Origin of the sequence: Nonomuraea sp. CA-141351, assembly GCF_050944675.1 — a bacterium.
GTDB lineage: Bacteria > Actinomycetota > Actinomycetes > Streptosporangiales > Streptosporangiaceae > Nonomuraea.
In genome coordinates, this window is sequence record NZ_CP191982.1 from 7,321,764 (window position 1) to 7,347,768 (window position 26,005).

Sequence of the window (26,005 nt, forward strand, 5' to 3'; positions counted from 1 at the left end):
CGTCATCAGGAGCCCTATGCCCACTTCGCGCGCCCCCTCGCGTCCCGGACCTGGGCCGCCACCTGCCCGTCCACCGGGCGATCGGACATTTGTCAGGACATTCTGACCTGAGTTAAGCTGATCACATGACCCGCAATCTGGCCATCGACCTGGACCGATCCAGCCCAGTGCCGCTCTACTTCCAGGTGGCCGAGCAGATCGCCGAGGCGATCCGGCGAGGGGATCTGGCGCCCGGCTCCCGGCTGGACAACGAGATCCTGCTGGCCGACAAGCTCGGCCTGTCGCGGCCGACGATTCGCCAGGCCATCCAGTATCTCGTGGACAAGGGCCTGCTGGTGCGCAAGCGCGGCGTGGGCACCCAGGTCGTGCACGGGCAGGTCAAGCGCTCGGTCGAGCTGACGAGCCTCTACGACGACCTGCGCAGGGCGGGCCAGGAGCCGGCCACGCAGGTGCTGGCTCTGGAGCCGCGCCAGGTCGAGGAGGAGGTCGCCCCCATCCTGGGCGTGGAGCCGGGCAGCGAGGTCCTCTACCTCGAGCGCGTGCGGTTCGCGGCCGGGGAGCCCCTGGCGGTGCTGCACAACTGGCTGCCGCTCGGACTGGCCCAGCTCACCGCCGCCGACCTGGAGAGCCGCGGCCTGTACGAGCTGCTGCGCGCGGCGGGCGTGCGGATGCGGGTGGCCAACCAGCGCATCGGCGCGCGGGCCGCGACCCAGGCCGAGGCCAGGCTCCTGGAGGAGCGCCGCGGCGCACCGCTGCTCACCATGGTCCGCACCACGTACGACGACCAGGGCAGGGCCGTCGAGCACGGCTCACATGTCTACCGGGCCTCGCACTACTCCCTCGAGGTCACTCTCATCGAGCGCTAACGCGGCCCGCCGCTTGAGGTAGAGCGTGGTGCAGATCCCGAACACCACGGCCAGCCCGAGCCCCACCCAGGAGAAGCCCTTCAGCCATTTCTCGGCGACGAGCCCGAGATAGAAGACCACCGTGGTGGTGCCGCCCGCCCACGCGATCCCGCCGAGCACGTTGGCGACGGCGAACTTCCAGTACGGCATGCGCAGCGCCCCCGCCAGCGGCCCGGCGAGGATGCGCAGCAGCGCGATGAACCGGCCGACGAAGACCGCCCACACGCCGAACCGCTGGAAGTACTGCTCGGCCTTGGCCACGTGCCGTGGGCCGAAGTGCTTGGGGAAGCGCCGCCCGAGCCGCTCGAACATGGGCGCGCCGCCCTTGCGCCCGATCGCGTACCCGGCGGAGTCCCCCACGATGGCTCCGGCGCTCGCGCAGACGCCCACCCAGAACGGGTCCACCACGCCCTTGGCGGCCAGGATCGCGGCGCTGACCAGCACGATTTCGCCTGGCAGCGGGATGCCGAGGCTCTCGAGCCCGATCACGAGCGCGACCGCGGCGTAGAGCCATCCGGCGGGGATCGCCTCCAACCACACGTCGATATGCACGGGCCCAACCTAGCGCCGCCACATCACCACAAGGACCGCCATTGAGACCTTCCGCACCGGATGGTCAGCGTTCACTGTCGAGCATGGCCAGCTGCCCTTCGCTGTAACGCTCGCCGGCGGCCGCTCCCGCGGGGATCGCGGCCTCGATCGCCGCCAGATCCTCCGCCGTCAACGCCACGTTCAGGGCCCCCAGGGCCTCCGAGAGCCGCTCGCGCCGCCGCGCGCCGATGAGCGGGACGATGTCGTCACCCTGGACCGCCACCCAGGCGATGGCGAGCTGCGCGACCGTGACCCCCTTGGCCTCGGCCAGTACGCGGAGCGCCTCCACCAGCGCCAGGTTGTGCGCCAGGTTGTCGCCGGAGAAGCGCGGGCTGACGGCGCGGAAGTCCTGCTCGCCCAGCTCGCGGTCCTTGGACCAGTGCCCGCTGAGCAGCCCCCTGGACAGCACCCCGTACGCGGTCACCGCGATCCCGAGCTCGCGGCAGGCGGGCAGGATGTCCCGCTCGATCCCCCTGGAGAGCAGGGAGTATTCGAGCTGCACGTCGGCGATCGGATGGACGGCGTGGGCCCGCCGGATGGTCTCGGCCCCGGTCTCGGACAGCCCGACGTGGCGGACGTGCCCCTTCGCGACCTCCTCGGCGATGGCGCCGACGGTCTCCTCGATGGGCACGTCCGGGTCCACCCGGGCGATCCGGTAGACGTCCACGTGGTCGGTGCCGAGGCGGCGCAGGGTGTAGGCGAGCGAGGTCTTGACGGCCGCCGGCCGGCCGTCCTGGCCGAGCCAGTTGCCGTCATAGTCGCGCTGCGCCCCGAACTTGACGCTGATCGTCACGTCGTCACGCGAGCGGCTCTTGAGCGCCTCGCGGATGAGCAGCTCGTTATGGCCCATGCCGTAGAAGTCGCCGGTGTCCAACAGCGTGATGCCGGCGTCGATGGCGGCGTGGATCGTGGCGATGGACTCGGACGCGTCGGCCGGTCCGTACAGGTCGGACATCCCCATGCAGCCCAGCCCGAGGTCGGACACGACCGGGCCGCCGGTTCCCAGAGTTCTCATGTGCCCAAGTATGCGCCATTGGAATGACAGATTTCAATTTTTGTCAGTGGCGCCACTCGGCACCACTGATTTCGGACCCACCGGAACCCGCACACCCCCTGCCGCCAGCACCCTTAGATGATTTCGGTCCTGTTACGTTCATGGGACGCCTCACCCGTAACCCTTGGCAACACGCCTCCCGGGCACCTAAGGTGCAGTGCAATGCCACACATTACTGGGATGGATCATGACGTCTAAGCAGGTCAAGCCCCTGGCCGGCGCCGTACGCACCGCGTCCGGAGCCGTTCGGCCGCTGTCCGGCGTGCGCATCACCGGCGGCCTGCTCCACCACTGGCAGCGCCGGAACAGCACGGCCACGATCCCGCACACCATCGAGCAGCTACGCGCCGCGGGCAACGTGGCCAACCTGAGCCGTCTACTGGAGGAGCACCCCGCCCCCTACCGGGGCCGCTACCCGTTCCTGGACACCGACCTGTACAAGACCCTCGAGGGCCTGGCCTACGAGCTGGGTGACGGCGACCCCGCCACCAGGGAGTTCTTCGACGAGGTCGTCGGGCTGCTGGAACGGGTCCAGGCCGAGGACGGCTACCTCAACTCCTTCTTCCAGGACCCGGCGTCGGCCAAGAAGCCGTGGGAGGACCTGACCTGGGGGCACGAGCTGTACAACCTGGGCCACCTCATCCAGGCCGCCGTCGCCGCCAACCGCAGGATGGGCGACGACCGGCTGCTGCGCGTGGCGGTGCGCTTCGCCGACCTGGTGCTGGACAGGTTCCGCGAGAGGGGCGTCTGCGGGCATCCCGAGGTGGAGATGGCGCTGGTCGAGCTGTTCAGGGAGACGGGCGAGCGCGGCTACCTGGCCATGGCGGCGGCGTTCGTCGACCGCAGGGGCACCGGACAGCTCGAGCACAGGACCTTCTCCGGCGAGTACTTCCAGGACCACGTGCCCCTGCGCGAGCTGCCGTCGGTGACCGGTCACGCCGTGCGCATGACCTACCTGGCGGCGGGCGCGGCCGACGTCTTCCTGGAGACCCGCGACCGGTCGCTGCTCGAGGCGCTGGAGCGGCTCTGGGACGACATGGTGGCGACCAAGCTGTACGTCACGGGCGGCCTGGGCAGCCGGCACTCCGACGAGGCGATCGGCGACAGGTACGAGCTGCCGTCCGAGCGCGCCTACAGCGAGACCTGCGCGGCCATCGCCGTCATGCAGTGGACCTGGCGGATGTTCCTGGCCACCGGCGGCGCGAAATACCTCGACGTGTTCGAGCGCGTGCTCTACAACGCCTACGCCGTGGGCCTGTCGGCGGACGGCAGGGCGTTCTTCTACGACAACCCGCTCCAGCGCCGCCCCGACCACGAGCAGCGCAGCGGCGCGGAGCCGGGCGGCGAGCCACTGCGCCGCGCCTGGTTCGGCTGCCCGTGCTGCCCGCCGAACATCGTGCGCTGGATGGCCCAGCTCGCCGACTACGTGGCGGCCGAGCGGGACGGCGCCGTGCTGATCGCCACCTATACGCAGGCCAGGATCCAGACGTCCGAGCTGGAGCTGGCGATGGAGACCGCGTACCCGTGGGACGGCGACGTACGCATCGCCGTCGAGCGGGCCCCGGACGGGCCGTACGGGCTGGTGCTGCGCATCCCCGGCTGGGCCAGGAACGTGACAATCACCGTCAACGGCGAGCCCTGCGACGCGCGGGAGTCCGGCGGCTGGGTCACCCTTGAGCGCGAGTGGTCGGCGGGCGACGAGGTGCGCCTCACCCTGCCCATGCCGGTCAGGGCGCACGGCTCGCACCCCTACCTCGACGCCACCAGGGGCGCGGTCAGCCTGGCCCGGGGACCGCTCGTTTACTGCGTCGAGCAGCACGACAGCCCGCATGCCCCGGTCGACGACCTGACGGTCGGGGTCCACGACGTTGTTAGCGCGAACATCGAGCGGCGGGACGAGGCCGTCGTGCTGCGCGTGGACACGAGCTCCGCGCCCCCGTCCTCCGCCGAGCTCTACCCCGAGCTCCCCCTGGACGAGGCGCTTCCGGAGACGAGGGTCGAGGCGACCTTCGTCCCCTACTTCCTGTGGGGCAACCGCGGCCCCGAAGCCATGCGGGTCTGGGTCAGAACCCCCGCGACTAACGGAAAGAAGGCGACATGAGGAGATCGGCTGCGCTCACGAGCGTCACCATGACCGCCGTGCTGGCGCTCACCGCGTGTGGTGGCGGCGGCGCAGGCGGCACGGCACCCGCCGGCGGCGCCCCGAGCGGGTCGGCCGCGGCCGCCGCGACCGGCGGCACGGTGCACGTGCTGGCCAACGCGGACTTCTCCCACCTGGACCCGGTCCGGGGCTGGGACGGCGGTGTGAACAACTTCTACCGGCTCATCTACCGGGGGCTGACGACGTTCGGGGCCGGGCCGGGCGCCGAGGGCACGAAGATCCAGGCCGACCTCGCCACCGACACGGGCACGCCGTCCGACGGCGGCAAGACGTGGACGTACACGCTCAAGGACGGCCTGTTCTTCGAGGACGGCACGCCGATCAACAGCGAGGCGGTCAAGTTCGGCTTCTCGCGGGCCTTCGACCCGGAGGCGGGGGTCGGCTCGCCGTACGCCAAGCTGTTGATCGACGCGCCCAAGGACTACAAGGGCCCGTACCTGTCGGGTGACCTCGACGCGATCGAGACGCCGGACGCCAAGACGGTCGTCATCCACCTCAAGAAGCCGTTCGCCGACTTCCCGAACGCACTGGCGATGCCCAACTTCACCCCGTTCCCCAAGGGCACGGGAGCGGCCGCGGCGTTCGACACCAAGCCGATCGCGAGCGGGCCGTACAAGGTGGCGAGCTACCAGCACAATTCGTCGCTGAAGCTGGTCCGCAACCCGCAGTGGAAGGCCGAGACCGACACCGTGCGCGCGGCCAAGCCGGACGCGTTCGAGTGGACGTTCGGGCTGGACGCGGCCACGATCGACGAGCGCATGCTGGCCGGGCAGGGCACCGACGCCGACGCGGTCGGCTCGAGCATCCAGGCGGCGACCGTGGCGCGGGTGCAGACGCCGCAGATCAAGGCGCGCACGCTGGCCGGGCTCAACGGCTGCACGACGTACATGGGCCTGAACACCACCAAGAAGCCGCTGAACGACGTGCGCGTGCGCCAGGCGATCAACTACGCGATCAACAAGGACACCATCGTGGCCGGGATGGGCGGGTCGACGCTGGCGGCCAAGGGCACCTCGATCCAGCCGCCCACGATCGCGGGCCGGGTGGACTACGACCCGTACCCGTACAACGTCGAGAAGGCCAAGCAGCTGCTGGCCGAGGCGGGCCTGTCGGGCGGGTTCTCGCTGACCCTGGACAGCCGCGCGCAGCCGAAGATGACGGCGGTCGCGGTGGCCGTCCAGGAGGCGCTCAAGCAGGTCAACATCGACGTCAAGATCAACAACATCGACACCTCCACGTACTACGAGGTCATCGGCACGCCGGCGAAGCAGAAGGACATGGCCGTGACCGGCTGGTGCCCGGACTGGGCCTCCGGCGCGACGTTCCTGCCCCCGCTGTTCGACGGCCGCAACATCACCGCCAAGGGCAACGCGAACCTGGCCCAGATCAACGACAAGGACATCAACGCGAAGATCGACGAGATCGCCGCGATGACGGACGTGAACCAGGCCAACGCGGCCTACGGCGAGCTGGACAAGCAGATCATGGCGCTGGCTCCGGTCGTGCCGCTGGCCTACGAGAAGCTGATCCTGGTCAACGGCGCGAACCTGGCGGGCGCCTACCAGTCCAACGCGTTCTCCGGCGGCGTCGATCTTGTCTCCGTCGGACTGGCGAAGCCGACGAAGTAATGACCGTCGCAGCCCATCCAGAGCAGGTGGCGGGCGTGCCCGCCACCTCGGGTCGCCGGGTCACGCGCCTGCTGCTGCGTGACTGGGCGGCCGTACTCAGCGGCGCGTACCTCACGCTGATCGTGCTGATGGCGATCTGCGCGCCGCTGATCAGCGCGATCACCGGCCACGGACCGAACGACTTCGACACCGCCGCCGTCAACACCGACCTGGGCGGGGTCCCGCACGGCTCGCTGGGCGGGATCAGCGCCGATCACCTGTTCGGCGTCGAGCCGCAGAACGGCCGCGATCTCCTGGCCCGCATCGCCTACGGCGCCCGCGTCTCGCTGCTCATCGCGGCCTCGGCCACGGTGCTCACCACGCTCCTCGGCGTGGTGCTGGGCATGCTGGCCGGGTTCTACCAGAGCTGGGTCGACCAGGTGATCTGCCGGATCATGGACTTCCTGATGGCCTTCCCCGCGCTCATCTTCATGATCGCGATCCTGTCCGCGCTGCCCCAGGGCAACCGGCCGGTGCTGCTGGTCGTGGTGATCAGCGTGTTCGGCTGGCCGTACCTGGCCCGGGTGGTGCGCGGGCAGACGATGACGCTGGTGAACCGGGAGTTCGTGGAGGCCGCGCGGGCCTCCGGCGCCTCCACGGGGGCGCTGGTGTTCAAGGAGATCCTGCCGAACCTGCGCAGCTCGCTGATCGTCATGACCACCCTCGCCGTGCCCGGCTACGTCGGGACCGAGGCGGGCCTGTCGTTCCTGGGCATCGGCGTGGCGCCGCCGACCCCGTCGTGGGGTCAGATGATCTCCAGCTCGGTCGGCTGGTACGCCGTCGATCCGATGTACTTCGCGATCCCCGGCCTGTTCCTGTTCCTCACGGTGCTGTCGATGACCGTGTTCGGCGACCGGTTGCGGACCGCCTTCGACGCGGGGGAGGCGTCCTGATGGCGCGTTACGTGGCCGGACGGCTCGCCGGGATGGTGCTGATCCTCTTCCTGGTGTGCCTGTTCACGTTCCTGCTCTTCTACACGCTGCAGCCGGATCCGGCGGTGATGATCTGCGGCAAGACGTGCACTCCGGAGCGCATCGACCAGATCCGCGACGTGCTGGGCCTGAACCAGCCGTTCCTGTCGCAGTTCTTCGGCTTCCTCGGCGGGATCTTCGCCGGGCGCGACTACGGCCAGGGCGCGAACCTCGTGCACTGCGCCGCGCCGTGCCTGGGCTACAGCTTCCAGACCAACCAGTCCGTGATGGACATGGTGGTGGAGCGACTGCCGGTCAGCGCGACGTTGGCGATCGGCGCGGCGGTGTTGTGGCTGTTCCTCGGGATCGTCGCGGGGCTGCTCAGCGCGGTCAAGGAGAACACCTGGTGGGACCGCTCGGCCATGGGCCTGGCGCTGGGCGGCTCCAGCATCCCCAACTACGTGCTGGCGCTGGCCCTGCAGTACCTGCTCGTGGTGCAGTTTCAGGTGCTGCCGTTCCCGCAGGCCGTGGCGTTCGGCGACGATCCGGTGGTGTGGTTCCAGTCGTACCTGATGCCGTGGATCGTGCTGGCCACCGGCTACGCCTGCCTGTACGCCCGGCTCACCCGCGCCAACGTGATCGACACCCTGGCCGAGAACTTCATGCGCACGGCCAGGTCCAAGGGCCTCAGCCCGGCGCTGACCATGCGCAGGCACGCGCTGCGGCCGGCGCTGACACCGATCGCGACGATCTTCGGCATGGACTTCGCCGGGCTGCTGGGCGGCGCGCTGATCACCGAGACGGTGTTCGGGCTGAACGGCGTGGGCAAGATGGCCGCCGACTCGATCGCCAAGAACGATCAGCCGGTCATCATGGCGGTGACGCTGCTGGCGGCGTTCTTCGTGGTGGTCGGGAACCTGGTGGTGGACCTCGTCTACACGAGGCTGGACCCGAGAGTGAGGATCACGGCCACATGAGCGAGTTTCTTGTCGTGGAGGACCTCACCATCACCTTCCCGACCACGCGGGGCCCGGTGGACGTGGTCAAGAACGTGTCGTTCACCGTCGGCCGGGACGAGACCGTCGGGATCGTCGGCGAGTCGGGGTCGGGCAAGTCGATGACCAGCCTGGCGATCATGGGGTTGCTGCCCAAGGGCGCCATGACCAGTGGCAGCATCCGGCTGGACGGCGCCGAGTTGCTCGGCCGCTCGGACCGGGAGCTGCGGCGGCTGCGCGGCGATCAGATGTCGATGATCTTCCAGGATCCGCTGTCGTCGCTGAACCCGTACTACAAGGTCGGCCTGCAGATCGAGGAGGTCTACCGCACGCACCGCGGCCGTTCGCGCAAGGCGGCGCGGAAGGTCGCGATCGAGGCGCTCCAGCAGGTGGGCCTGCCGGACGCCGAGCGGCGGGTGGACTACTACCCGCACCAGTTCTCCGGCGGCCAGCGACAGCGCATCATGATCGCGATGGCGCTGGTGTGCTCGCCGGAGCTGCTGATCGCCGACGAGCCGACCACGGCCCTGGACGTGACCGTGCAGGCGCAGATCCTGAAGCTGCTGGCCGGCCTGCGGCAGGAGAGCGGGATGGGCATGGTGTTCATCACGCACGACCTGGCCGTGATCAGCTCGATCGCCACCCGCGTGCTGGTGATGCGCCAGGGCGAACAGGTCGAGTACGGCACGGCCGAGCAGGTGTTCGCCGAGCCGGCCCACGAGTACACCCGGATGCTGCTGGAGAGTATCCCCCGCATCGACGACGAGGTGATCGCATGACGCTGCTGCGGGCCAAGGGCCTGACCAAGCGGTTCGTCTCGCGCGGCCCGCTGGGTGCGAAGGCGGAGTTCACGGCGGTCGACCAGGTCAGCTTCGACGTGAGCCTCGGTGAGACGCTGGCGGTGGTCGGCGAGTCCGGCAGCGGCAAGTCCACGACCGCCCGCATGATCGCCAAGCTGATGGACCCGAGCGAGGGCACGCTCGAGTTCGACGGCGAGGACGTCACCCACGCCAAGGGGGCCGAGCTGGCCCGCTTCCGCGCCAACGTCCAGGTCGTCTTCCAGGACCCGTTCTCCTCGCTCAACCCCCGCCACACGGTGGAGCGGATCCTGATGGCGCCGCTGGCCTACCAGGGCATCGCGCCCAACGGCAGCCGCCGGGCGCACGCCAAGGAGCTGATGGAGCGCGTCGGGCTGAACCCCGACCACTCTCTGCGCTACCCCGCGCAGTTCTCCGGCGGGCAGGCGCAGCGCATCGGCATCGCCCGCGCGCTGGCCGTCAACCCCAAGCTGGTGATCTGCGACGAGGCCGTCTCGGCGCTGGACGTGTCGGTGCAGGCGCAGGTGCTCGAGCTGCTGCGGCGCCTGCAGCGCGAGAGCGGCTTCAGCTACGTGTTCATCGCCCACGACCTGGCCGTCGTACGGCAGATCGCCCAGCGGGTCGCGGTGATGAGCAAGGGCGAGATCGTCGAGCTGGGGGACACCGAGCAGGTGTTCGGCGACCCCCAGCACGAGTACACGCGGACGCTGCTGGCGGCGATCCCGCGCATCAACCCGGACTGGGACCGCCGCAGGAGGGAGAGGCTGTGATCACCGCGACCTACACGATCCCCGGGATGCGGGTACGCGACCACGTCGTGGAGGTGCCGCTCGACTGGGCGGATCCCGAGGCCACGATCAGGGTGTTCGCCAGGGAACTGGTGGATCCCGTGCGGGACGGCGACGACCTGCCGTGCCTGCTCTATCTGCAGGGCGGGCCCGGCGGCAAGGGGCCGCGCCCGGTCGGCACGTCGGGCTGGCTCGGCAAGGCGCTGGAGACGTACCGGGTGATCCTGCTCGACCAGCGGGGCACGGGCCGCAGCTCGCGGATCGACGGGCGGGTGATGAGCGCGCTCGACCCGCAGGAGGGCGCGGACTACCTGGCCCGCTTCCGCGCGGACTCGATCGTGGCCGACGCCGAGCACCTGCGCAAGACCGTCTTCGGCGGCCGGCGCTGGTCGACGCTCGGGCAGAGCTACGGCGGGTTCCTGACGCTGACGTACCTGTCGCAGGCGCCCGAGGGCCTGAGCGCCTGCTACGTGGCCGGGGGGCTGCCCTCCGTGGACCCCGACGCCGCGGAGGTCTACCGGCGCACCTATCCGCGGGTCGCGGCCAAGAACGCCGAGTTCTACCGCCGCTACCCGCACCACGTGGAGACGGTGGCCCGCCTGGCCGACCGGCTGGCCTACGGCGACGTGCTGCTGCCCGACGGCGACGTGCTGACCGTGCGGCGGCTGCAGTCGCTGGGGATCGACTTCGGCATGAAGCCGGGCTACGAGCGCATGCACTGGCTGCTGGACGAGTCGGCCGAACTGCCCGAGACGTTCCTGCACCAGGTGCTGGCCCGCTCCTCCTACGCCGACAACCCGCTCTTCGCCGCCCTGCAGGAGAGCATCTACGGATCCGGGCCCGGCGCCACGGCCTGGGCGGCGCAGAGCGAGCGCGCCCGCCACCCGGCCTTCGCCGAGGACGCCAGGCCGCTGCTGTTCACCGGCGAGATGATCTACCCCTGGATGTTCGAGGAGATCCGCGTGCTGCGCCCCTTCCGCGCCGCCGTCGAACTCCTCGCCACGCGTACCGACTGGCCCTTGCTGTACGACCTGGACCGCCTGGCGGCCAACCAGGTGCCGGTGGCGGCGGCCGTCTACTTCGACGACATGTACGTCGACTCCGGCCTGCAGCTGGACACCGCCTCCAGGGTCGGCAACACGCAGGCCTGGGTCACCAACGAGTACGAGCACGACGGCATCGGAGAGGAACGGGTCTTCGCCCGGCTGACCGGGCTGGTGCGCGACATAGGAGGAGGAATCACTGGTGAGTGACGGCAAGCCCCCCAAGCTGACTGAGATCCCGGCGTTCGTCGACTACATCGCCGAAGGCTGGGACGCTCCCGCCCGCACTCCGACATTGGTGCCCGGCGCGGCCGAGGCCGCCGCCGCCCACCGTGAGCGCCTGGCCGCCGCGCTGCCCGGCAGGACCGTGGTGGTGAAGGCCGGACGGGCGCCGGTACGCAACAACGACATGTCCTACGACTTCCGCGTGGACAGCGACTTCTACTGGCTCACCGGCTGCGCGGCGGAGAACGCCGTGGCTGTGATCGCCGGCGGCGCCGCCACCGTGTACCTGCCCCCGCCCGCGCGCCCCGGCGACCTCGGCTTCTTCGCCGACGCCGCGTACGGCGAGCTGTGGGTGGGCCCGTCCCCGTCACTCGCCGAGTGGTCGGCGGCGCTCGGTGTCGAGGTGCGGCCGCTGAGCGAGTTCACCGACTCCCCGGAACCGCCTGACGCCGAGCTCCCTCGCGTACTGTCCGAACTACGCATGATCAAGGACGAGTGGGAGATCGGCCAGCTCCGCGAGGCCGTGAACCGCACGGTCGAGGGCTTCGCGGCGGTGCTGGCCGAGGTCCCGGCGGCCGTCGAGGGCGCGGGCGAGCGGTGGCTGCAGGGCACGTTCGACCGTTACGCCAGGGCGTACGGCAACGGCCCCGGCTACCCCACCATCGTCGGCAGCGGCCCGCACGCCCCCACCCTGCACTGGGTGCGCTGCGACGGCCCCGTCCTGCCGGACGAGCTGCTGCTGCTCGACATGGGCGTGGAGGTACGCAGCCACTACACCGCCGACGTCACCCGCACCTTCCCCGTCTCAGGTGCCTTCTCCCCCGCCCAGCGGCAGGTGCACGACCTGGTGGAGAAGGCGCACCGGGCGGGCATGGCGCAGGTCGGTCCCGGCCGCCGGTTCACCGACTTCCACCACGCGGCCATGGAGGTCATCGCGCGCGGGCTGGACGACTGGGGGCTGCTGCCCGTCTCGGTGGACGAGGCCCTGTCGGACCGCGGCCAGCACCACCGCCGCTACCTGATCTGCGGCATCGGCCACCACCTGGGCCTGGACGTACACGACTGCGCCCAGTCCCGCCCGGAGGCATACCAGGGCGCCGTCATGGAGCCCGGCATGGTGCTCACCGTCGAGCCCGGGCTGTACTTCCACGCCCATGACCGCACGGTCCCGCCGGAGCTGCGCGGGGTCGGCGTACGGATCGAGGACGACCTGCTGGTCACCTCGGCGGGGACGGAGATCCTTTCGGACGCCCTGCCCATCGACGCGAGCGGTCTGGAGCACTGGGCGAAGGAGGCCTCCAGCTGAGGCCCGCACGGCCCCACCGGCCGCCTCGCTGAGCGGTGCCGGGCGCCGCTCCGGCCGCGAACCCTACGGACACCGCCCCGGCCGCAGGCCCGGCTCCTTCGGGCGCCGGGTCGGCGGTCGTGGTGCGGCGGAGCTCTGCGCGCGACCCGGGCGTCGGAGGAGGTGGCCGCGGGCCGCCCTGGCGGAGTGGGGCGGCCGGGCACGACGTGCCGTGGGAGACGGTGTACGCGTTCGAGGGCTAGCGGTAGCCTGCGGCGACGATGTCGGCCTGCACCGCGTTCTCGGCCGGGTCGGACGGGTAGCCCGAGACCATGGCTGCCTCGTAGAACGTCCCGGCGCTGAGGTTGGTGTTGCCGACGCAGCGGTCACCGCCGCTGCCCAGGATGATGGCGTTCTGATTCTTCATGGGGCTGTATCCGCTGGGGAGCCCGCCGTCCCACAGCGTGGTCGTGCCGCCGGACCGCGCGTTGGCCCCCTTGATCGCGAATCGGGTCGTGCCGTTGTTCTTCAGCATCGCCGTGACGTACTTGCTGGTGAACGCCCGCTGGTTCGGGTTCCATGACGTGCTCCCGCCGGGGTAGAGCCCCCATTCGAGGTCCGCCTGGACCCAGGGTCCGGTTCCCGAGCAGCCGCCGAACCAGCAGCTGGTGCCGAAGTAGATCGCGTCCATGGCGCCGGGACCGTTCTTCGTCGTCGGGTGGAGCGGTGGTGGTGCGGCGCAGCGAATACGACGCCGACAGGACCCGTGAAGTCCGGGCCCGGGCCGGCGCTGCCGGCCCGGCTTGCTGGGAGCGGTCACATTTCGTGGTGACCGGTGGTGGTGAAAATTCAGCACTGCGGCGCGGGCGGCCCGGGTCAGCCGGCCCCGTGGTCAGTCGGGCGTGCTGTAGCGGGCCTGGCGGGCGGTGGCCGTCAGGGCCGCGGCGCGTGCCGCCTCGGTCGGCGTGAACGGCAGCTCGGGGCGCCGGATCAGCAGCGCACGATCCGGGTTGACGGAGATCACCATGGTGGTGTTCAGCTTGGCGCCCTCGTCCACGGTGTCGCCGGGCCGCCGCCACTCCACCCGCGGGACCCGCAGCAACTCGGCCATGGCCTCGGGCAGCCGATCAGGGTCCGCACCTACCCGCTGCGCGAGGACGAGAGCCTGCACGCCGGGATCGGTGAGATCCTTCACCTGCGCGGGCACGATCACCACGTCGTGCCCGCCCGCCTCGGTCAGCGCCCCGGCCAGCACGTCGAGCACCAGCCCGGGCGGCGCCTCGATGACGAACTCGTCAAGGGCGTCGCACCCGGCGGGCGTGATCGCGCTGCTACCGGTCGGCGCGATGTGCAGGGCCAGGATGTTGCAGCCGAGCCGGCCGAACGCCCCCGCCACCGTGGCCAGCCGCCCGGGCCGCTCCATCACCCGCATGCGAATGCGCCACAGGACCATGGGCGATCCCGCGTCGTCCTCCACGGGGAGCGCGGGAGCCGCGCGCCGGGGACGGCGGCCCAGTCGCTTGTGAATGGCCGCCCCGACGATCAGCGCCGCCCCCAGCCCGACCATCAGGACCGGTCCCGGTTCCTGGTGGCCGAGCAGGGTCGCGAGCAGGTGCGCCAGGCCGACCGCGAGGAACAGCGCGGCCAGCTCCACGATCTCCCGCCGCCAGGAGCGCTGGTTTCCGTTCATCACCTTGGGTGCATCGCTCATGCCACCCAGCATGTGCGCGGTGTGTTTCGCGATCACGAACGGCGCGGTTGCGACGGCATTAAACCGTCTTCACCGCCTGAGCTGAATCTGGGCTTGTTTACCCGCACATCTCCTGGCGTGCCACTGCTCTCACATCGCCTAAGCCCTCCGGCGCGGGTGGTCCGTGAACGGCGAGTGAATTCTGCCGTACGGTCGTCTTCCCACCGGCGCGATCTCCACGAGCGCTATCCCATAATTCCAGGCATGGGGGTTATTTCAGGAAACGGGGTTCGATGAAGCGATGGATCGGCGTCATTCTGGCGGCTGTGCTCGCCGGGGTGGCGGTGGTCGCCGTCCTCTGGGGCGGCAAGGGGCAGGACGGACCCCAGATGACCGTTGTACGGGGGGTCATCGGCTCGGAGAAGAAGCCGTTCTTCGACGATCCGCGGGTGAAGGCGGCCTTCGCCAAGCACGGCTTACGGGTCGAGGTGGACACCGCGGGATCGCGGCAGATCGTCACCGACGTGGACCTGAGCCGCTACGCCTTCGCCTTCCCCTCCAGCGTCCCGGCCGCCGAGCGGATCAAGCGCGACCGCGGAGCCACGACCACGTACTCGCCGTTCTACTCGCCGATGGCGGTGGCCACGTTCGAGCCGATCGCCGCCCTGCTGGTCAAGACGGGTGTGCTCCGCGATTCCGGCAAAGGCTCACAAACTCTCGATATTAAGAAATATCTAGAATTAGTAGCTAAAGGCACCCGATGGGATCAAATTCCCGGTAATTCGGCATATAAGGCACGCAAGAGGGTGCTGCTCACCACCACCGACATCCGCACGTCCAACTCCGCCGCCATGTACCTGTCGGCGGTCGCCTACGTGGCCAACGGCGAGGACGTGATCACCTCGGACGCCCAGATCGCCAAGGTAGCCCCAGTCGTGGCGCCGGCCGTGCTCGACCAGGGCTTCTCCGAGTCCACCAGCGAGGCGTCGTTCGACGACTACCTGGCGCTGGGTGCCGGCAAGACGCCGATGCTGGTCGTCTACGAGGCACAGTATCTCGCGCACGTCTTCGCCGGAGACGGCGCGATCAAGCCTGACATGCGGCTGGTCTACCCCTCGCCGACCGTGCTCAGCAAGCACACGCTGGTCCCGCTGTCGGAGCCGGGTGACAAGGTGGGCCGGCTGCTCACGAAGGACCCGGAGCTGCAGGCCCTGGCGGCCGCGTACGGCTTCCGCACCACGAGCCCCCAGGCGTTCACGGACCTGGTCGCCAAGACGGGGGCGCCGGTCGCGGCCGACCTGGTCGACGTCGTCGAGCCGCCCACGTACGAGCGGCTGGACAAGCTGATCACCACCATCGACTCCGCACGGCCCTAGCGAGGAGACCTCTCACTTGTCCGATCTGGTGCTCACGCCGCCCGCGCCGGTCACGCCGGTCCCCGCCGACACGGCGGCGGGCATGCTGCCGATCTCCGCCGAGCGGGCGGCCGAGCTGACCGCCAAGGCCCAGGACTTCGCCGGGGAGCTGGGCGGGCTCGATCCGCGCTCGCCGGAGTTCGCCCGTAAGGTGCACGACATCTCCTCGATGGGCGACAGCGAGATCCGCTCGGCGTCGCAGGTGGCCAACCGCATGCTCAAGCGGCCGGTCGCCGCTCTGGGCGCGGCCAGGGGCGAGGGCTCCGACGCCCAGTCCAGGGTCGCGAATGAGCTCGTGGCGCTGCGCCGCACCGTCGTGGACCTGGATCCGAAGCAGGCCGCCTCCGGGACCCGCAAGCTGCTCGGGCTCATCCCCTTCGGCGATCGGCTGCGCGACTACTTCGCCAAGTTCCACTCCGCGCAGAAGCACCTCGACGACATCGTCCGCGCGCTCAAGTCCGGCCAGGACGAGCTGCTGCGCGACAACGCCGCCATCGAGGGCGAGAAGGCCAACCTGTGGGAGGCCATGACGCGGCTGCAGGAGTACGCGGTCATGGCCAAGGCGATGGACGCCGCCCTTGAGGAGCGGATCGTGCTGGCCGACGAGGAGCGGGCCACGGCGCTGCGCTCCGACGCGCTGTTCGCCGTCCGCCAGAAGCACCAGGACATCCTCACCCAGCTGGCCGTCTCGGCGCAGGGCTACCTGGCGCTCGATCTCGTACGGAAGAACAACCTGGAGCTGAGCAAGGGCGTGGACCGGGCCACCACGACCACGGTCGCGGCCCTGCGCACGGCGGTGACGGTCGCCCAGGCGCTGGCGAACCAGAAGCTGGTGCTCGACCAGATCAGCGCCCTCAACGCCACGACGGGCGATCTGATCCTGGCCACCAGCGAGATGCTGCGCACGCAAGCGGGCGCGATCCAGAACCAGGCGGCCTCCACGACCGTGGACATGGACACGCTGCGCCAGGCCTTCGACAACGTCTACGCCACGATGGACCTGATCGACACGTTCCGGGCGAAGGCCGTGGACAACATGGCGGCCACCGTGGACAGCCTGTCCTCGGAGCTCGAGCACGCGCGCACGTATCTGGAGCGCGCCCATGAGGGGACGGCGCAGTGAGGCGAGCTCCCCTCTGGGCGGCCGTGGCCGCCCTCCTCCTGGCGGGCGCCTGCGCCCAGGCAGGCGAGCCGGCGGACCAGCCGGATGTGCTGCGGGTGCTGGCCGGCAGCGAGATCAAGGACCTCGAGCCGCTGCTCCATCGCGCCGAGCGGGAGGCCGGGGTCCGTGTCAAGCTCACCTACACCGGCACCCTCGACGGCGCCGAGCAGGTCGCGAGCGGCCGCGCCGACGGCCGCCTCGACGCCACGTGGTTCTCCTCCAACCGCTACCTGTCCCTGATCGACGGGGCCCAGGCCAGGCTGTCCACCCAGACCAAGGTCATGGTCTCACCGGTCGTGCTGGGCCTGAAGCCGGCCAAGGCCGCCGAGCTGGGCTGGGACAAGGGATCGGTATCGTGGGCGGACATCGCGGCGGCGGCCGGGGACGGCAGGTTCAGCTTCGGCATGACGAACCCCGCCTCCTCCAACTCGGGCTTCTCCGCCCTCGTCGGGGTGGCCGCGGCGCTGTCGGGCGCGGACGGGGCGCTCAGCACCGAGCAGGTCGGCACGGTGACGCCGAAACTGAAGAAGTTCTTCTCCGCGCAGCGGCTGACGGCGGGTTCGTCGGGCTGGCTGGCCGACGCCTATGCCCGCGACCCGCGTGTGGACGGCCTGGTGAACTACGAGTCGGTGCTGCTCGGGTTGCGCGAACCGCTCACGATCGTCTATCCGAGCGACGGCGTCGTCAGCGCCGACTACCCGCTCACGCTGCTCGCCTCCGCGCCCGAGGACAAGAAGGTCCTGTACGGCAAGCTCGCCGCCTGGCTGCGCACACCCGCCGTGCAGAAGGACATCATGACCGGCACCCACCGGCGGCCGATCGTGCCCGGCGTCACCCTCGACACCCGTTTCGGCGCGGCACAACTCATCGAGCTGCCCTTCCCGAACCGGCGCGGCACCGCCGACGAGCTCATCGCCACCTACCTCAACCAGGTGCGCGTGCCGGCGGAGGCGAGGTTCGTGCTGGACACGTCCGGCTCGATGAAGGGCGAGAGGATCGACGCGCTGCGGCAGGCGCTGGTGGCCCTGACCGGCGCGGACACGTCGGCCTCCGGCGCGTTCTCGCGCTTCAGCAACCGCGAGGTCGTCACGATGATCCCGTTCAACGGCGCGGCAGAGGAGCCGGTCCCCTTCACCGTCCCCGAACGCGACCCGGAGCCGGTGCTCGCCGAGATCAGGCGGTTCGCGGAGGGGCTGAGCGCGGCGGGCGGCACCGCGATCTACGACAGCCTCAGAGCCGCCTACGACCGTGCGCCCGCGTCCGGCCACTACGCCTCGATCGTGCTCATGACCGACGGCGAGAACACCAACGGCTCCGACTACGCCGCCTTCGAGACGTACTACCGGTCGCTGCCGGAGGAGCGGCGCCGGGCGCCGACGTTCGTGGTGCTGTTCGGGGAGAGCGACGTGGCGGAGATGCGCAAGGTGGCCGAGCTGACCGGCGGTGCCGTGTTCGACGCCCGTTCGACGTCGTTGGGCGCCGCGTTCAAGGAGATCCGTGGCTATCAGTGATCGGGTGCTGCGTTACCTGGGCTCGACCAGGAACATCGTCGGCTGCTGCCTGGCGCTGCTCGGCCTGCTGGCCCACTTCCTGGGGCTGGCGGGCACGTTCTGGCCGGTGGTCGTGGCCGCTCTGTACGGGGTGGGCGCGCTGCTCGCCCCGCCGGACCGCGTCCGGCTGACGATCTCGCACGCCGAGGTGGAGACGCGGGCACTGCGCGCCGACCTGGACGGGCTGCTCCGGCGGATCGACGGGCGCTTCCCGGAGGACGTGCACGCCGCCGTGGACGCGCTGGCCGACGTCCTCAGGGGCGTGCTGGCCAGGGCCGAGCAGCTCACCTCCTCCCCCGACCAGCTCCACGTGGTGTCGCAGACGATCCGCCGCTACCTGCCCGCCGGCCTGGAGGCGTACGCGAACCTGCCCCGCGGCTACGCCCTCGCCCGGCGGGCCGAGCGGGAGCGCAGCGCGCACGAGGAGCTGCTCGCCCAGATCGCGCTGCTCGACGCCGAGCTGCGCAAGGTCGCCGACGCGATCCACCGCGGCGACGAGCAGGCGCTGCGGGACCAGGGGAGGTTCCTGCGCGACAGGTTCGGCGGCTCCGAGCTGGACCTCGGCTAGCGAGGCCCGCCAAGGCCGGGACGTGCTCCCCGGCCCGGTGGCCGAGCCGGCCCTACAGGGAGAGGTTCTCCACCTCGATGAGCAGCGCGGACGTCGGCCGCAGCGCCGGGGCGGGCAGCCCCAGCTCGCCGAGCACCGCGCCGGTCAGCCTCACCGGGCCGCCGGTCCACTCCGGCATGCCCGCGCCCTGGGGCTTCGGCCCGGCCATCCGCACCTCGTAGACGGCCGCGGGGTCGAGCCCCGGCAGGCGCAGCGGCGCGGGCCCTCCGATGGCGAGCCTGGAGGTGAGCTGGACGAACGCGAACACTCCGCGCTCAGGCAGCACCACCCCGTGCAGCAGCGCCGACGGGTCGGGATGGTCGGCCCGCACCACCCGGCCCGCGTGCAGCACCGGCCGCAGCCGCTTGTGCAGGGCGATCCACTCGGCCAGCTCCTCCAGCTCGGCCTCGCTCACCGAGGTCAGGTCCCACTCCACGCCCATGTGCCCGAACAGCGCGGTCGCGGCGCGGAAGGCCAGCGGCAGCGAGCGCCCCGTGACGTGGTCCTGCGGGGCTCCGACGTGGCTGCCCATCCGCTCCGGCGGCACGAGCAGCCCCGTCCAGCGCTGGATCGACTGCCGGTCGAGCGCGTCGTTGGAGTCGGACGTCCACACCCGGTCGGTACGCGCCAGCACGCCGTAGTCGATGCGCGCGCCGCCCGACGAGCACGACTCGATCTCCAGCCGGGGGTGGCGGGCCCGCAGCTCGTCCAGCAGCCGGTACGTGGCCAGGGTCTGCGCGTGCACCCCGGGCACGCCGTCGTGGACGGGCTCGGCGATGTCGCGGTTGTGGTCCCACTTGATGTAGTCGAGCTCGTACTCGCTGACCAGGCTGTCCAGGCGCTCCAGCAGGTAGGCGTACGCCTCGGGCCTGGCCAGGTCGAGCACCTGCTGGTGGCGCTGTGGCGGCGGCATGCGCTCGGCCTGGCCGAGCACCCAGTCGGGGTGCGCGCGCAGCAGGTCGGAGTCCGGGTTGACCATCTCGGGCTCGAACCAGAGCCCGAACTGCATGCCGAGCTTGCGCACGTGCTCGGCCAGCGGGTGCAGGCCGTTCGGCCACACGCCCTCGTCGACGTACCAGTCGCCGAGCCCGGCCCGGTCGTCGCGGCGGTGGCGGAACCAGCCGTCGTCGAGCACGAACCGCTCGATGCCGGCCGCCGCAGCCTTGTCGGCCAGCTCCAGCAGCCGGTCGAGGCCGTGGTCGAAGTAGGTGGCCTCCCAGTTGTTCAGCGTGACGGGCCGGACCGGCAGCGGCCGTGCGGCGCGCAGGTGGTCGTGGAGCCGGGCGCTCGCCTCGTCCAGCCCGCTGCCCGACCAGGTGAAGTAGACCAGCGGCGTGCGGTAGCTCTCTCCCTCGGCCAGGACGATCTCGCCGGGCTCGAGCAGCTCGCCCGCCGCCAGCAGCGCCGGCCCCTCGGGCAGCCGCTCGGCGTAGTGGACGTGGTTGCCGCTCCAGCCGGCGTGCACCGCCCACACCTCGCCGCCTCTGAACCCGAACCCCGCGGTCCCGGCCACCAGCAGCCCCGTGCCGTCGTGCCCCGTCCGGCCGCGCCGGTTCTCCCTGGACCACACGCCCTGGCCGAACGCCGTGCGCTGCGGCACCTTCTCCAGCGCCCACCGCCCGGTGAAGTCCAGCAGCTCGCCGGCGCGCGCCGGCACCGGCAGGGCGCAGGTCAACCCCTCCAGCCGGTACGGCGAGGCGGCGGTGTTCGTGACCGTGTGCCGCAGCGTCACCAGGCCTTCGGCGCCCATGGCCAGCTCGCTCACCAGCTCAAGACCCGCCCTGGCGTCGGAGGCCACGACGGTCACCGTGCCTCCCCGGCCGGGCGCGGCATCCGCGTCGAGCCGGTCCAGCGTCCACCGCACCGGCCAGTGCTCGCCCGCCCGGCCGCCCGACAGGCCCGGCCGGCCGTACCAGCCGTCTCCCTGGGCGGGCAGCAGCGGCGGCGCGGGAGCCAGGGACGCCAGTGCGGGCAAGAGGTCGGACCCGGCGGCGGGCCCGAGGTCGGCGCCGAAGTGGCGGACCCGCGGCAGCCCTGGTCCGTCGAGGACGAGAGCGGTGCCTGCGGCGGAGAGGATGAGGGGTGTCAAGTCGGGCTCCTCGCTCAGCAGATGCTGGTAGATACCCCGCAAACCTACAGGAATGAGGCACTTGCCCTGATCGCGGGGAGACCCCTCCGGAGAGGCCAGGAGGGGAGAGCGTCAGCCGGGCTCGGGCACTCCGCCGAGGACCATGCGCAGGTCATCCCGCGTGGGCGGCTTCGTCCAGGTGAGCCCGGGCCCGCCGGCGGCGATCAGGCGAGGCGCGACCTCGCGCAGCAACTCCTCCACCGCGGCGTCCGGCTGCTTCTCGCGGGCCTCCCGGTAGAGGTCGAGCAGCCTGGCCAGGTCCAGCATCATCGTGTTCGCCTGCCCAGTGGCGACCTGCAACGCTCCAATCGCCTCGTCGGCGGACCAGGCGCCCTCGGGGCAGAGGACCTCGCGCACCGCCTCGGCGAAGCCGGCCCGGTCCATGCCGTCCACCTCGCCGTCCAGCCAGTCCGCGCGCAGGTGCAGCACCCCGGGACGCTCCGCCGCCGCGAGCTGCGCGACCAGGGTGGCGACCGCGTCCTGCGGATCGTGCAGCGCCGCGTCCCCCCTGGCCGCGAAGGCGTCGGCGAGCAGGTGCAGGGAGATCAGCCGGGGCGGCTCGTAGGTCGTGAGCACCCCGCGCCACACGTCCGCCCGCAGCGGGTAGGCCCGCAGACCCTCCATGAACGCGGGCTCGGCCTCGGCCGGAAGACCGAGGTCCACGTCCGTCCCGAACGCGTCGTCGGCGCCCCCGCCGACCGGGTCACGGCGGAGCCACCAGACCACCACGCCCACCACGACGGCGCCCAGCACTGCGACTGCGATCCACACGATGTTGTTTGCTTTCCGCTCGTACCTGACAGCGGTAGCAGCGTAGTGTCACTGAACCCGATTAAGTGTCATTTATCCACATACGAACCGGCGCATCACGCATAGCTGAACGGCTGACAGAATTGGAAATGTGACAGACGGCATCCTGACGGCGGACCAGATCCTCACGGCGGCACAAGACGTCCTGCGCCGCTACGGTCCCGCCAAGGCGACGGTCGTCGATGTCGCGCGGGCGCTCGGCGTCAGCCACGGCAGCGTCTACCGCCACTTCCCCAGCAAGGCGGCCCTGCGCGAGGCCGTCACCCAGCGCTGGCTGGACGAGTCGCACGCCGAGCTGGCCATCGTCCTGGCCTCCGGCGCCCCGGCTCCCGTGCGGCTACGCGAATGGCTGGGCGCCCTGTTCCGCGCCAAGCGCAAGAAGGCGCTCGACGACCCCGAGCTGTTCGCCACGTACACGGTGCTGGTGAACGAGTCCAGCAAGGTCATCGACCGGCACATCGCCGACCTGGTCGGCCAGATCCGGCAGATCGTCGAGGCCGGAGTCGCGCGGGGCGAGTTCGCCGCCCCTGACCCGGCTGCCACTGCCCGCGCCGTGCTCGACGCCTCCGCCCGCTTCCACAATCCGGCGCACGCCGCCGACTGGAGCCTGCCGGACATCGAGGATGACTTCGCCGCATTGTGCGATCTCATCCTTCACGGACTCGAACTCCGCTGATGGTGTGATGTTTTTACATCTGGGTAACGGGAATTGTTTTCCCGAGGATTCCTCCTATCACCCGGCATCACCGTTCACGCGTGACCAGGCATGTACACTCGGAGTCAACATCGTCGCCCTACGTGACGAATCACGACTATCTGGGGTCCAAGGCAAGGGCTGGCGCACGCAACCGGCAGGAGGTTCCCGGCCCTGACGAGCGCGGAGCCGACATGGAGCCACTACACCTGACCACCAGCCGCCGCAACGGGACCCTGACCGTCAGCGTGTCGGGAGATCTCGACATCGCCACCACCGAGCAACTGCGCGGCCACCTGCTCCGGCTGCTGCGGGAGGCGGAGGACGCCCGGCGCGGGCAGATCACGCTCGTCATCGAGATGAGCGGGCTCACCTTCATCGACGCGGCCGGGCTCGGCATCCTCGTCTCGGTCCACAACCACGCCGCGCGCCGGCACACCCCGATGCGCCTCACGGGCGTCCCGCCGGCGATGCGGCGGCTGCTGCGCATCACCGGCCTGGAGGGCCACCTCACCTGATGGCCCGCGCCTGTAGGTTGGCAGACGTGATTCAGGTTCCCGATCAGATACCCCTGAAGCTGGAGGACGGGTTCGAGCGCGTCAGGCGGGAGCTCGCCCTGCCGGGCGACTTTCCCGGCGCCGTGCTCGACGAGGCCGCATGGGTGGCGCGGGTGCCGCGGCTCGACGCGAAGGACCTGTCCGACGTGCCGTTCGTCACCATCGACCCGCCCGGCTCGATGGACCTCGACCAGGCCGTCCACCTGGAGCGGCTGCACGGCGGCTACAGAGTCTGGTACGCGATCGCCGACGTCGGCGCGTTCGTGCGTCCCGGCGGCGTCATCGACACCGAGGCCCGCACCAGGGGCGAGACCGTCTACCTGCCCGCGGGCAAGGTGCCGCTGCACCCCAGGGTCCTGTCGGAGGACGCGGCCAGCCTGCTGCCCGGCGCGCTGCGCCCGGCCGCGGTGTGGCGGATCGACCTCGACGCCGACGGCCGCACGGTCGGCGCCGACGTGCAGCGTGCGCTCGTACGCAGCCGCGAGCGCCTGGACTATGCCTACGTGCAGGCGGCGGTCGACACGGGCACGGCCGACGGCGTGCTGGGACTGCTGGCTGAGATCGGCCGCCTCCGGCTGGCCCTCGAGCGTGAGCGCGGCGGCGTCACCCTGCCCACGCCCGAGCAGGAGGTGGTCCCCGGGGACGACGGCGGCTACCGGCTGGAGTTCCGGCTGCCGCTGCCCGCCGAGGCGTGGAACGCGCAGATCTCGCTGCTGACCGGCATGGCCGCGGCGGCGATGATGCTCGACGCCGAGATCGGCATCTTGCGCGTGCTCCCCCGGCCGCACGCCGACGACCTGGCGAAGGTCCGCAGGGTGGCCCACGCGCTGGACGTGCCGTGGCCCGACGGGGCCTCCTACGGCGCCGTGGTGCACGACCTGGATCCGAAGAACGCGCAGCAGGCGGCGTTCCTGCACGAGTCGAAGGTGCTGCTGCGTGGCGCGGGCTACGTGGCCTTCGACGGCGCGCCGCCCAAGCTGGCCGAGCACGCGGCGGTGGCGGCGCCGTACACGCACGTCACGGCGCCGCTGCGGCGCCTGGCCGACCGATACGCGACGGAGGTGTGCCTGGCCGTCGCGGCCAGCGAGCCGGTGCCGTCCGACATCCGGGCGGCGCTTCCGAGCCTGCCCGGCATCATGACCACGACCGGCCGGCGGGCCGGGGCGGTGGAGCGGGCGTGCGTGGACCTGGTGGAGGCGTTCCTGCTGCGAGAGCGGATCGGGCAGGCGTTCCAGGCGGTGGTGATCGACGTGGACGAGCGGCGCGGGGGCGGGCAGGTGCAGCTCGCCGACCCGGCGGTGATCGCCCGCTGCGACGGCGCGCTCCCCCTGGGAGAGCAGGTGACGGTACGCCTGACGCAGGCCGACCCGGCGACCCGCGAGGTCCGCTTCACGCTGGCGACCTGACCCATGGAGAAGCCGCGCACGGACACTCCGTGCGCGGCTCTCGACCAGGCATCACCTCTTCAGCGGAGTCCATCCCGCGCCCACACCCATCAGGTGGAGCGCGACGCAGAGCAGCCCGGCGGTGCCGAGCGTGGTGACCGTGATCACGCTGCCGACGGCGAGGCCGGCGATCTCGAAGATGAGTGCGAGCACGAACAGCAGAGCGGCGACGAGGGCGAACATGGGCTACCTCCGTACAGGGCCGGCCCGGACGCCGCGCATCCGAGGGGACTGGCCTCAGCGGGTGCGTCCGAGGATGTCTCTGACATGGGGATTTCCAGCGCCATCCGCCCGAAAACTGCCCCTAAGGTGACGATGTGTGAGCGTATGACAACACCACCTTGACCGACCGGTCAGTGGTACTGGCCGAAGATGGGGCGACCCCATGCCGCCATCACGGTAAAGACTCGCCGGCGCCTCAGGTCACGCCCTCCACCGCCGGACGGTGCCATGGTCTACCCCCGCATCACCTGACGGGCCGCCCTGCACGTCTGAAAGGTGGTGGACCATTCGACGGCCCCTTTTCCACCGGCATTCGCGGCGAACGACCGGACCGGTCCGTTCGCTTTACCCGTGCCCGGCTCCTGGCCGGGAGAGACCGCCACGGCCCGCTGAGACGGCAAAAGACCGTACCGCCGCCCTGGTAGCGCCTTTAGCAATAGTGACTGCTTATGTCAGGCGTGTAGCGCGCTGTAGTTGAAAGCGTTCCACCCATTCTTCTAACGACTTCCAGAGCAATTTCTGACTGCCTGGAGTTTTGCCTCTGCCGGATGACTTCGCCCATCTCCGCAACCTAGCTTGAAAGGTGATCCGCAGCCCATATCGATGCCTTCCCGGTCCGATATGGCGCTCAGAGAGAGATCCGGGCGTCGCCCGGAGTTCCCAACCCTCAAGAGGAGATCTCTCATGATCAAGACTCGCAACCTTCTCGCTGCCTGCGCGATGGCGGCCACCGCCCTTACCGCGCCTGTGGCGGCATCGGCTCAGTCCGCCGTCGTCGCGCCCTCATTCCAGCAGGGCGACACGCATAAGGTCGCCAAGCAGCAGCAGCTGGAGCAGCCGTGCCGCGGCAGGCGTTGCCGTCGCTTCGGTGGCGGCGGCGGTGGCGGCGGCGGTGGCGGCGGAGGCGGCGGTGGTGGTGGAGGCGGCGGAGGCGGCGGTGGCGGTGGAGGCGGCGGAGGCGGCGGCGGTGAGCACCGCCGTCACCACCACGGCGGCGGCGGAGGCGGCGGCGGTGGCGGTGGTGGAGGCGGCGGCGGCGGCGGCGGTGGCGGCGGCGGCGCCCACCACGGCGGCGGCGGTGGCGGTGGTGGCGGCGGCGGCTTCGAGGGCGGCGGCGGAGGCGGCGGCGGCGGTGGTGGGTGATCCATCATCCGTCACGGCCGGAGCGCTCCGCCTCAGCGACACCTGAGCCATCGTGCCGTCTAGGTGTTCTGGGCCGTCCGTCCGCACCGGAGTGACAACAGAAAGAGGGCCGCGCCGGGTGTTCCGGCGCGGCCCTCAC

The 26,005-nt window shown here is 70.9% G+C and carries 24 protein-coding genes; 16 read left to right on the top strand and 8 right to left on the bottom strand.

Going from position 1 to position 26,005, the window contains the following annotated elements; translation table 11 throughout:
• Window positions 1-125 precede the first annotated feature (125 nt).
• Window positions 126-866, top strand: coding sequence for a GntR family transcriptional regulator (locus ACQPWU_RS34605; protein WP_433429378.1), 741 nt, complete (start codon window positions 126-128; stop codon window positions 864-866).
• On the opposite strand, the gene ACQPWU_RS34610 is transcribed toward ACQPWU_RS34605, so the two are convergent.
• Complete coding sequence (locus ACQPWU_RS34610) at window positions 810-1,457, bottom strand: DedA family protein (RefSeq protein WP_433429380.1); 648 nt, start codon at window positions 1,455-1,457, stop codon at window positions 810-812. The two genes, ACQPWU_RS34605 and ACQPWU_RS34610, sit on opposite strands and share 57 nt — an antisense overlap.
• Before the next feature lie 64 nt (window positions 1,458-1,521).
• The gene (locus tag ACQPWU_RS34615) at window positions 1,522-2,511 is read right to left on the bottom strand and encodes an aldo/keto reductase (protein WP_433429383.1); all 990 of its coding nucleotides are present in this window, start codon (window positions 2,509-2,511) and stop codon (window positions 1,522-1,524) included.
• 226 nt (window positions 2,512-2,737) lie between these two features.
• Between ACQPWU_RS34615 and ACQPWU_RS34620 the strand changes: the two genes are divergently transcribed.
• The 8 genes from ACQPWU_RS34620 to ACQPWU_RS34655 are packed head-to-tail and all read left to right on the top strand — an operon-like array spanning window position 2,738 to window position 12,464.
• Window positions 2,738-4,651, top strand: coding sequence for a glycoside hydrolase family 127 protein (locus ACQPWU_RS34620; protein WP_433429385.1), 1,914 nt, complete (start codon window positions 2,738-2,740; stop codon window positions 4,649-4,651).
• A complete protein-coding gene (locus ACQPWU_RS34625; protein WP_433429387.1) occupies window positions 4,648-6,339 on the top strand; it encodes an ABC transporter substrate-binding protein in 1,692 nt (563 codons plus the stop codon). Before ACQPWU_RS34620 ends, ACQPWU_RS34625 begins: the two co-directional genes overlap by 4 nt.
• Window positions 6,339-7,271 (top strand): ABC transporter permease, encoded by a 933-nt coding sequence (locus tag ACQPWU_RS34630; protein ID WP_433429390.1) that lies wholly within the window; start codon window positions 6,339-6,341, stop codon window positions 7,269-7,271. Before ACQPWU_RS34625 ends, ACQPWU_RS34630 begins: the two co-directional genes overlap by 1 nt.
• Window positions 7,271-8,266: an ABC transporter permease gene (locus ACQPWU_RS34635; protein ID WP_433429392.1), complete on the top strand. Its 996-nt coding sequence runs from the start codon at window positions 7,271-7,273 to the stop codon at window positions 8,264-8,266. Before ACQPWU_RS34630 ends, ACQPWU_RS34635 begins: the two co-directional genes overlap by 1 nt.
• Window positions 8,263-9,063: an ABC transporter ATP-binding protein gene (locus ACQPWU_RS34640; RefSeq protein ID WP_433429395.1), complete on the top strand. Its 801-nt coding sequence runs from the start codon at window positions 8,263-8,265 to the stop codon at window positions 9,061-9,063. Before ACQPWU_RS34635 ends, ACQPWU_RS34640 begins: the two co-directional genes overlap by 4 nt.
• The gene (locus ACQPWU_RS34645; RefSeq protein WP_433429398.1) at window positions 9,060-9,872 is read left to right on the top strand and encodes an ATP-binding cassette domain-containing protein; all 813 of its coding nucleotides are present in this window, start codon (window positions 9,060-9,062) and stop codon (window positions 9,870-9,872) included. Before ACQPWU_RS34640 ends, ACQPWU_RS34645 begins: the two co-directional genes overlap by 4 nt.
• Window positions 9,869-11,143, top strand: a complete 1,275-nt coding sequence (locus tag ACQPWU_RS34650; RefSeq protein WP_433429400.1) for an alpha/beta fold hydrolase — start codon at window positions 9,869-9,871, stop codon at window positions 11,141-11,143. The genes ACQPWU_RS34645 and ACQPWU_RS34650 overlap by 4 nt, the downstream gene beginning before the upstream one ends.
• Window positions 11,136-12,464 (top strand): aminopeptidase P family protein, encoded by a 1,329-nt coding sequence (locus tag ACQPWU_RS34655; RefSeq protein ID WP_433429403.1) that lies wholly within the window; start codon window positions 11,136-11,138, stop codon window positions 12,462-12,464. The genes ACQPWU_RS34650 and ACQPWU_RS34655 overlap by 8 nt, the downstream gene beginning before the upstream one ends.
• Window positions 12,465-12,702: 238 nt before the next feature.
• Here the strand turns inward: ACQPWU_RS34655 and ACQPWU_RS34660 are convergent, their stop codons facing one another.
• Window positions 12,703-13,299, bottom strand: coding sequence for an arabinofuranosidase catalytic domain-containing protein (locus ACQPWU_RS34660; protein ID WP_433429405.1), 597 nt, complete (start codon window positions 13,297-13,299; stop codon window positions 12,703-12,705).
• A 36-nt stretch (window positions 13,300-13,335) separates the two neighbouring features.
• Entirely contained in the window at window positions 13,336-14,154 is an 819-nt protein-coding gene (locus tag ACQPWU_RS34665) for an ACT domain-containing protein (protein ID WP_433429407.1), read from the bottom strand.
• Between the two features lie 272 nt (window positions 14,155-14,426).
• Here ACQPWU_RS34665 and ACQPWU_RS34670 point away from each other — a divergent pair, with 272 nt between their 5' ends.
• Genes ACQPWU_RS34670 through ACQPWU_RS34685 form a run of 4 tightly spaced genes read left to right on the top strand, consistent with a single transcriptional unit; the run spans window position 14,427 to window position 18,828 of the window.
• On the top strand, window positions 14,427-15,509 hold the full coding sequence (locus tag ACQPWU_RS34670) for a hypothetical protein (RefSeq protein WP_433429409.1): 1,083 nt from the start codon (window positions 14,427-14,429) through the stop codon (window positions 15,507-15,509).
• Window positions 15,510-15,525: 16 nt separating this feature from the next.
• The gene (locus ACQPWU_RS34675) at window positions 15,526-16,671 is read left to right on the top strand and encodes a toxic anion resistance protein (RefSeq protein WP_433429411.1); all 1,146 of its coding nucleotides are present in this window, start codon (window positions 15,526-15,528) and stop codon (window positions 16,669-16,671) included.
• A complete protein-coding gene (locus ACQPWU_RS34680; protein WP_433429413.1) occupies window positions 16,668-18,221 on the top strand; it encodes a substrate-binding domain-containing protein in 1,554 nt (517 codons plus the stop codon). The genes ACQPWU_RS34675 and ACQPWU_RS34680 overlap by 4 nt, the downstream gene beginning before the upstream one ends.
• Complete coding sequence (locus tag ACQPWU_RS34685; protein ID WP_433429416.1) at window positions 18,208-18,828, top strand: hypothetical protein; 621 nt, start codon at window positions 18,208-18,210, stop codon at window positions 18,826-18,828. The genes ACQPWU_RS34680 and ACQPWU_RS34685 overlap by 14 nt, the downstream gene beginning before the upstream one ends.
• A gap of 52 nt (window positions 18,829-18,880) precedes the next feature.
• Here the strand turns inward: ACQPWU_RS34685 and ACQPWU_RS34690 are convergent, their stop codons facing one another.
• On the bottom strand, window positions 18,881-20,956 hold the full coding sequence (locus ACQPWU_RS34690) for an alpha-galactosidase (RefSeq protein ID WP_433429419.1): 2,076 nt from the start codon (window positions 20,954-20,956) through the stop codon (window positions 18,881-18,883).
• 111 nt (window positions 20,957-21,067) lie between these two features.
• Window positions 21,068-21,766: a hypothetical protein gene (locus ACQPWU_RS34695; RefSeq protein ID WP_433429421.1), complete on the bottom strand. Its 699-nt coding sequence runs from the start codon at window positions 21,764-21,766 to the stop codon at window positions 21,068-21,070.
• A 130-nt stretch (window positions 21,767-21,896) separates the two neighbouring features.
• Between ACQPWU_RS34695 and ACQPWU_RS34700 the strand changes: the two genes are divergently transcribed.
• From ACQPWU_RS34700 to ACQPWU_RS34710, 3 genes are all read left to right on the top strand, one after another.
• Entirely contained in the window at window positions 21,897-22,481 is a 585-nt protein-coding gene (locus ACQPWU_RS34700) for a TetR family transcriptional regulator (protein ID WP_433429423.1), read from the top strand.
• A gap of 212 nt (window positions 22,482-22,693) precedes the next feature.
• Window positions 22,694-23,017 (top strand): STAS domain-containing protein, encoded by a 324-nt coding sequence (locus ACQPWU_RS34705; RefSeq protein ID WP_360708788.1) that lies wholly within the window; start codon window positions 22,694-22,696, stop codon window positions 23,015-23,017.
• Window positions 23,018-23,043: 26 nt separating this feature from the next.
• On the top strand, window positions 23,044-24,462 hold the full coding sequence (locus tag ACQPWU_RS34710) for an RNB domain-containing ribonuclease (RefSeq protein ID WP_433429425.1): 1,419 nt from the start codon (window positions 23,044-23,046) through the stop codon (window positions 24,460-24,462).
• 51 nt (window positions 24,463-24,513) lie between these two features.
• Here ACQPWU_RS34710 and ACQPWU_RS34715 read toward each other — a convergent pair whose 3' ends face one another.
• Together ACQPWU_RS34715 and ACQPWU_RS34720 are read right to left on the bottom strand one after the other, a co-directional pair.
• Window positions 24,514-24,684 carry a hypothetical protein gene (locus ACQPWU_RS34715; RefSeq protein ID WP_360708794.1) on the bottom strand — a complete coding sequence of 57 codons (171 nt, stop codon included), beginning with the start codon at window positions 24,682-24,684 and terminating at the stop codon, window positions 24,514-24,516.
• 822 nt (window positions 24,685-25,506) lie between these two features.
• The gene (locus ACQPWU_RS34720; protein WP_433429427.1) at window positions 25,507-25,881 is read right to left on the bottom strand and encodes a hypothetical protein; all 375 of its coding nucleotides are present in this window, start codon (window positions 25,879-25,881) and stop codon (window positions 25,507-25,509) included.
• Window positions 25,882-26,005 lie beyond the last annotated feature (124 nt).

Excerpts from the sequence above, each read along its gene's own strand:
- ACQPWU_RS34605 (WP_433429378.1), top strand. The coding sequence starts at position 126 with ATGACCCGCAATCTGGCCATCGACCTGGACCGATCCAGCCCAGTGCCG.
- ACQPWU_RS34615 (WP_433429383.1), bottom strand. The coding sequence starts at position 2,511 with ATGAGAACTCTGGGAACCGGCGGCCCGGTCGTGTCCGACCTCGGGCTG.
- ACQPWU_RS34620 (WP_433429385.1), top strand. The coding sequence starts at position 2,738 with ATGACGTCTAAGCAGGTCAAGCCCCTGGCCGGCGCCGTACGCACCGCG.
- ACQPWU_RS34625 (WP_433429387.1), top strand. The coding sequence starts at position 4,648 with ATGAGGAGATCGGCTGCGCTCACGAGCGTCACCATGACCGCCGTGCTG.
- ACQPWU_RS34630 (WP_433429390.1), top strand. The coding sequence starts at position 6,339 with ATGACCGTCGCAGCCCATCCAGAGCAGGTGGCGGGCGTGCCCGCCACC.
- ACQPWU_RS34635 (WP_433429392.1), top strand. The coding sequence starts at position 7,271 with ATGGCGCGTTACGTGGCCGGACGGCTCGCCGGGATGGTGCTGATCCTC.
- ACQPWU_RS34640 (WP_433429395.1), top strand. The coding sequence starts at position 8,263 with ATGAGCGAGTTTCTTGTCGTGGAGGACCTCACCATCACCTTCCCGACC.
- ACQPWU_RS34645 (WP_433429398.1), top strand. The coding sequence starts at position 9,060 with ATGACGCTGCTGCGGGCCAAGGGCCTGACCAAGCGGTTCGTCTCGCGC.
- ACQPWU_RS34665 (WP_433429407.1), bottom strand. The coding sequence starts at position 14,154 with ATGAGCGATGCACCCAAGGTGATGAACGGAAACCAGCGCTCCTGGCGG.
- ACQPWU_RS34670 (WP_433429409.1), top strand. The coding sequence starts at position 14,427 with ATGAAGCGATGGATCGGCGTCATTCTGGCGGCTGTGCTCGCCGGGGTG.
- ACQPWU_RS34705 (WP_360708788.1), top strand. The coding sequence starts at position 22,694 with ATGGAGCCACTACACCTGACCACCAGCCGCCGCAACGGGACCCTGACC.
- ACQPWU_RS34715 (WP_360708794.1), bottom strand. The coding sequence starts at position 24,684 with ATGTTCGCCCTCGTCGCCGCTCTGCTGTTCGTGCTCGCACTCATCTTC.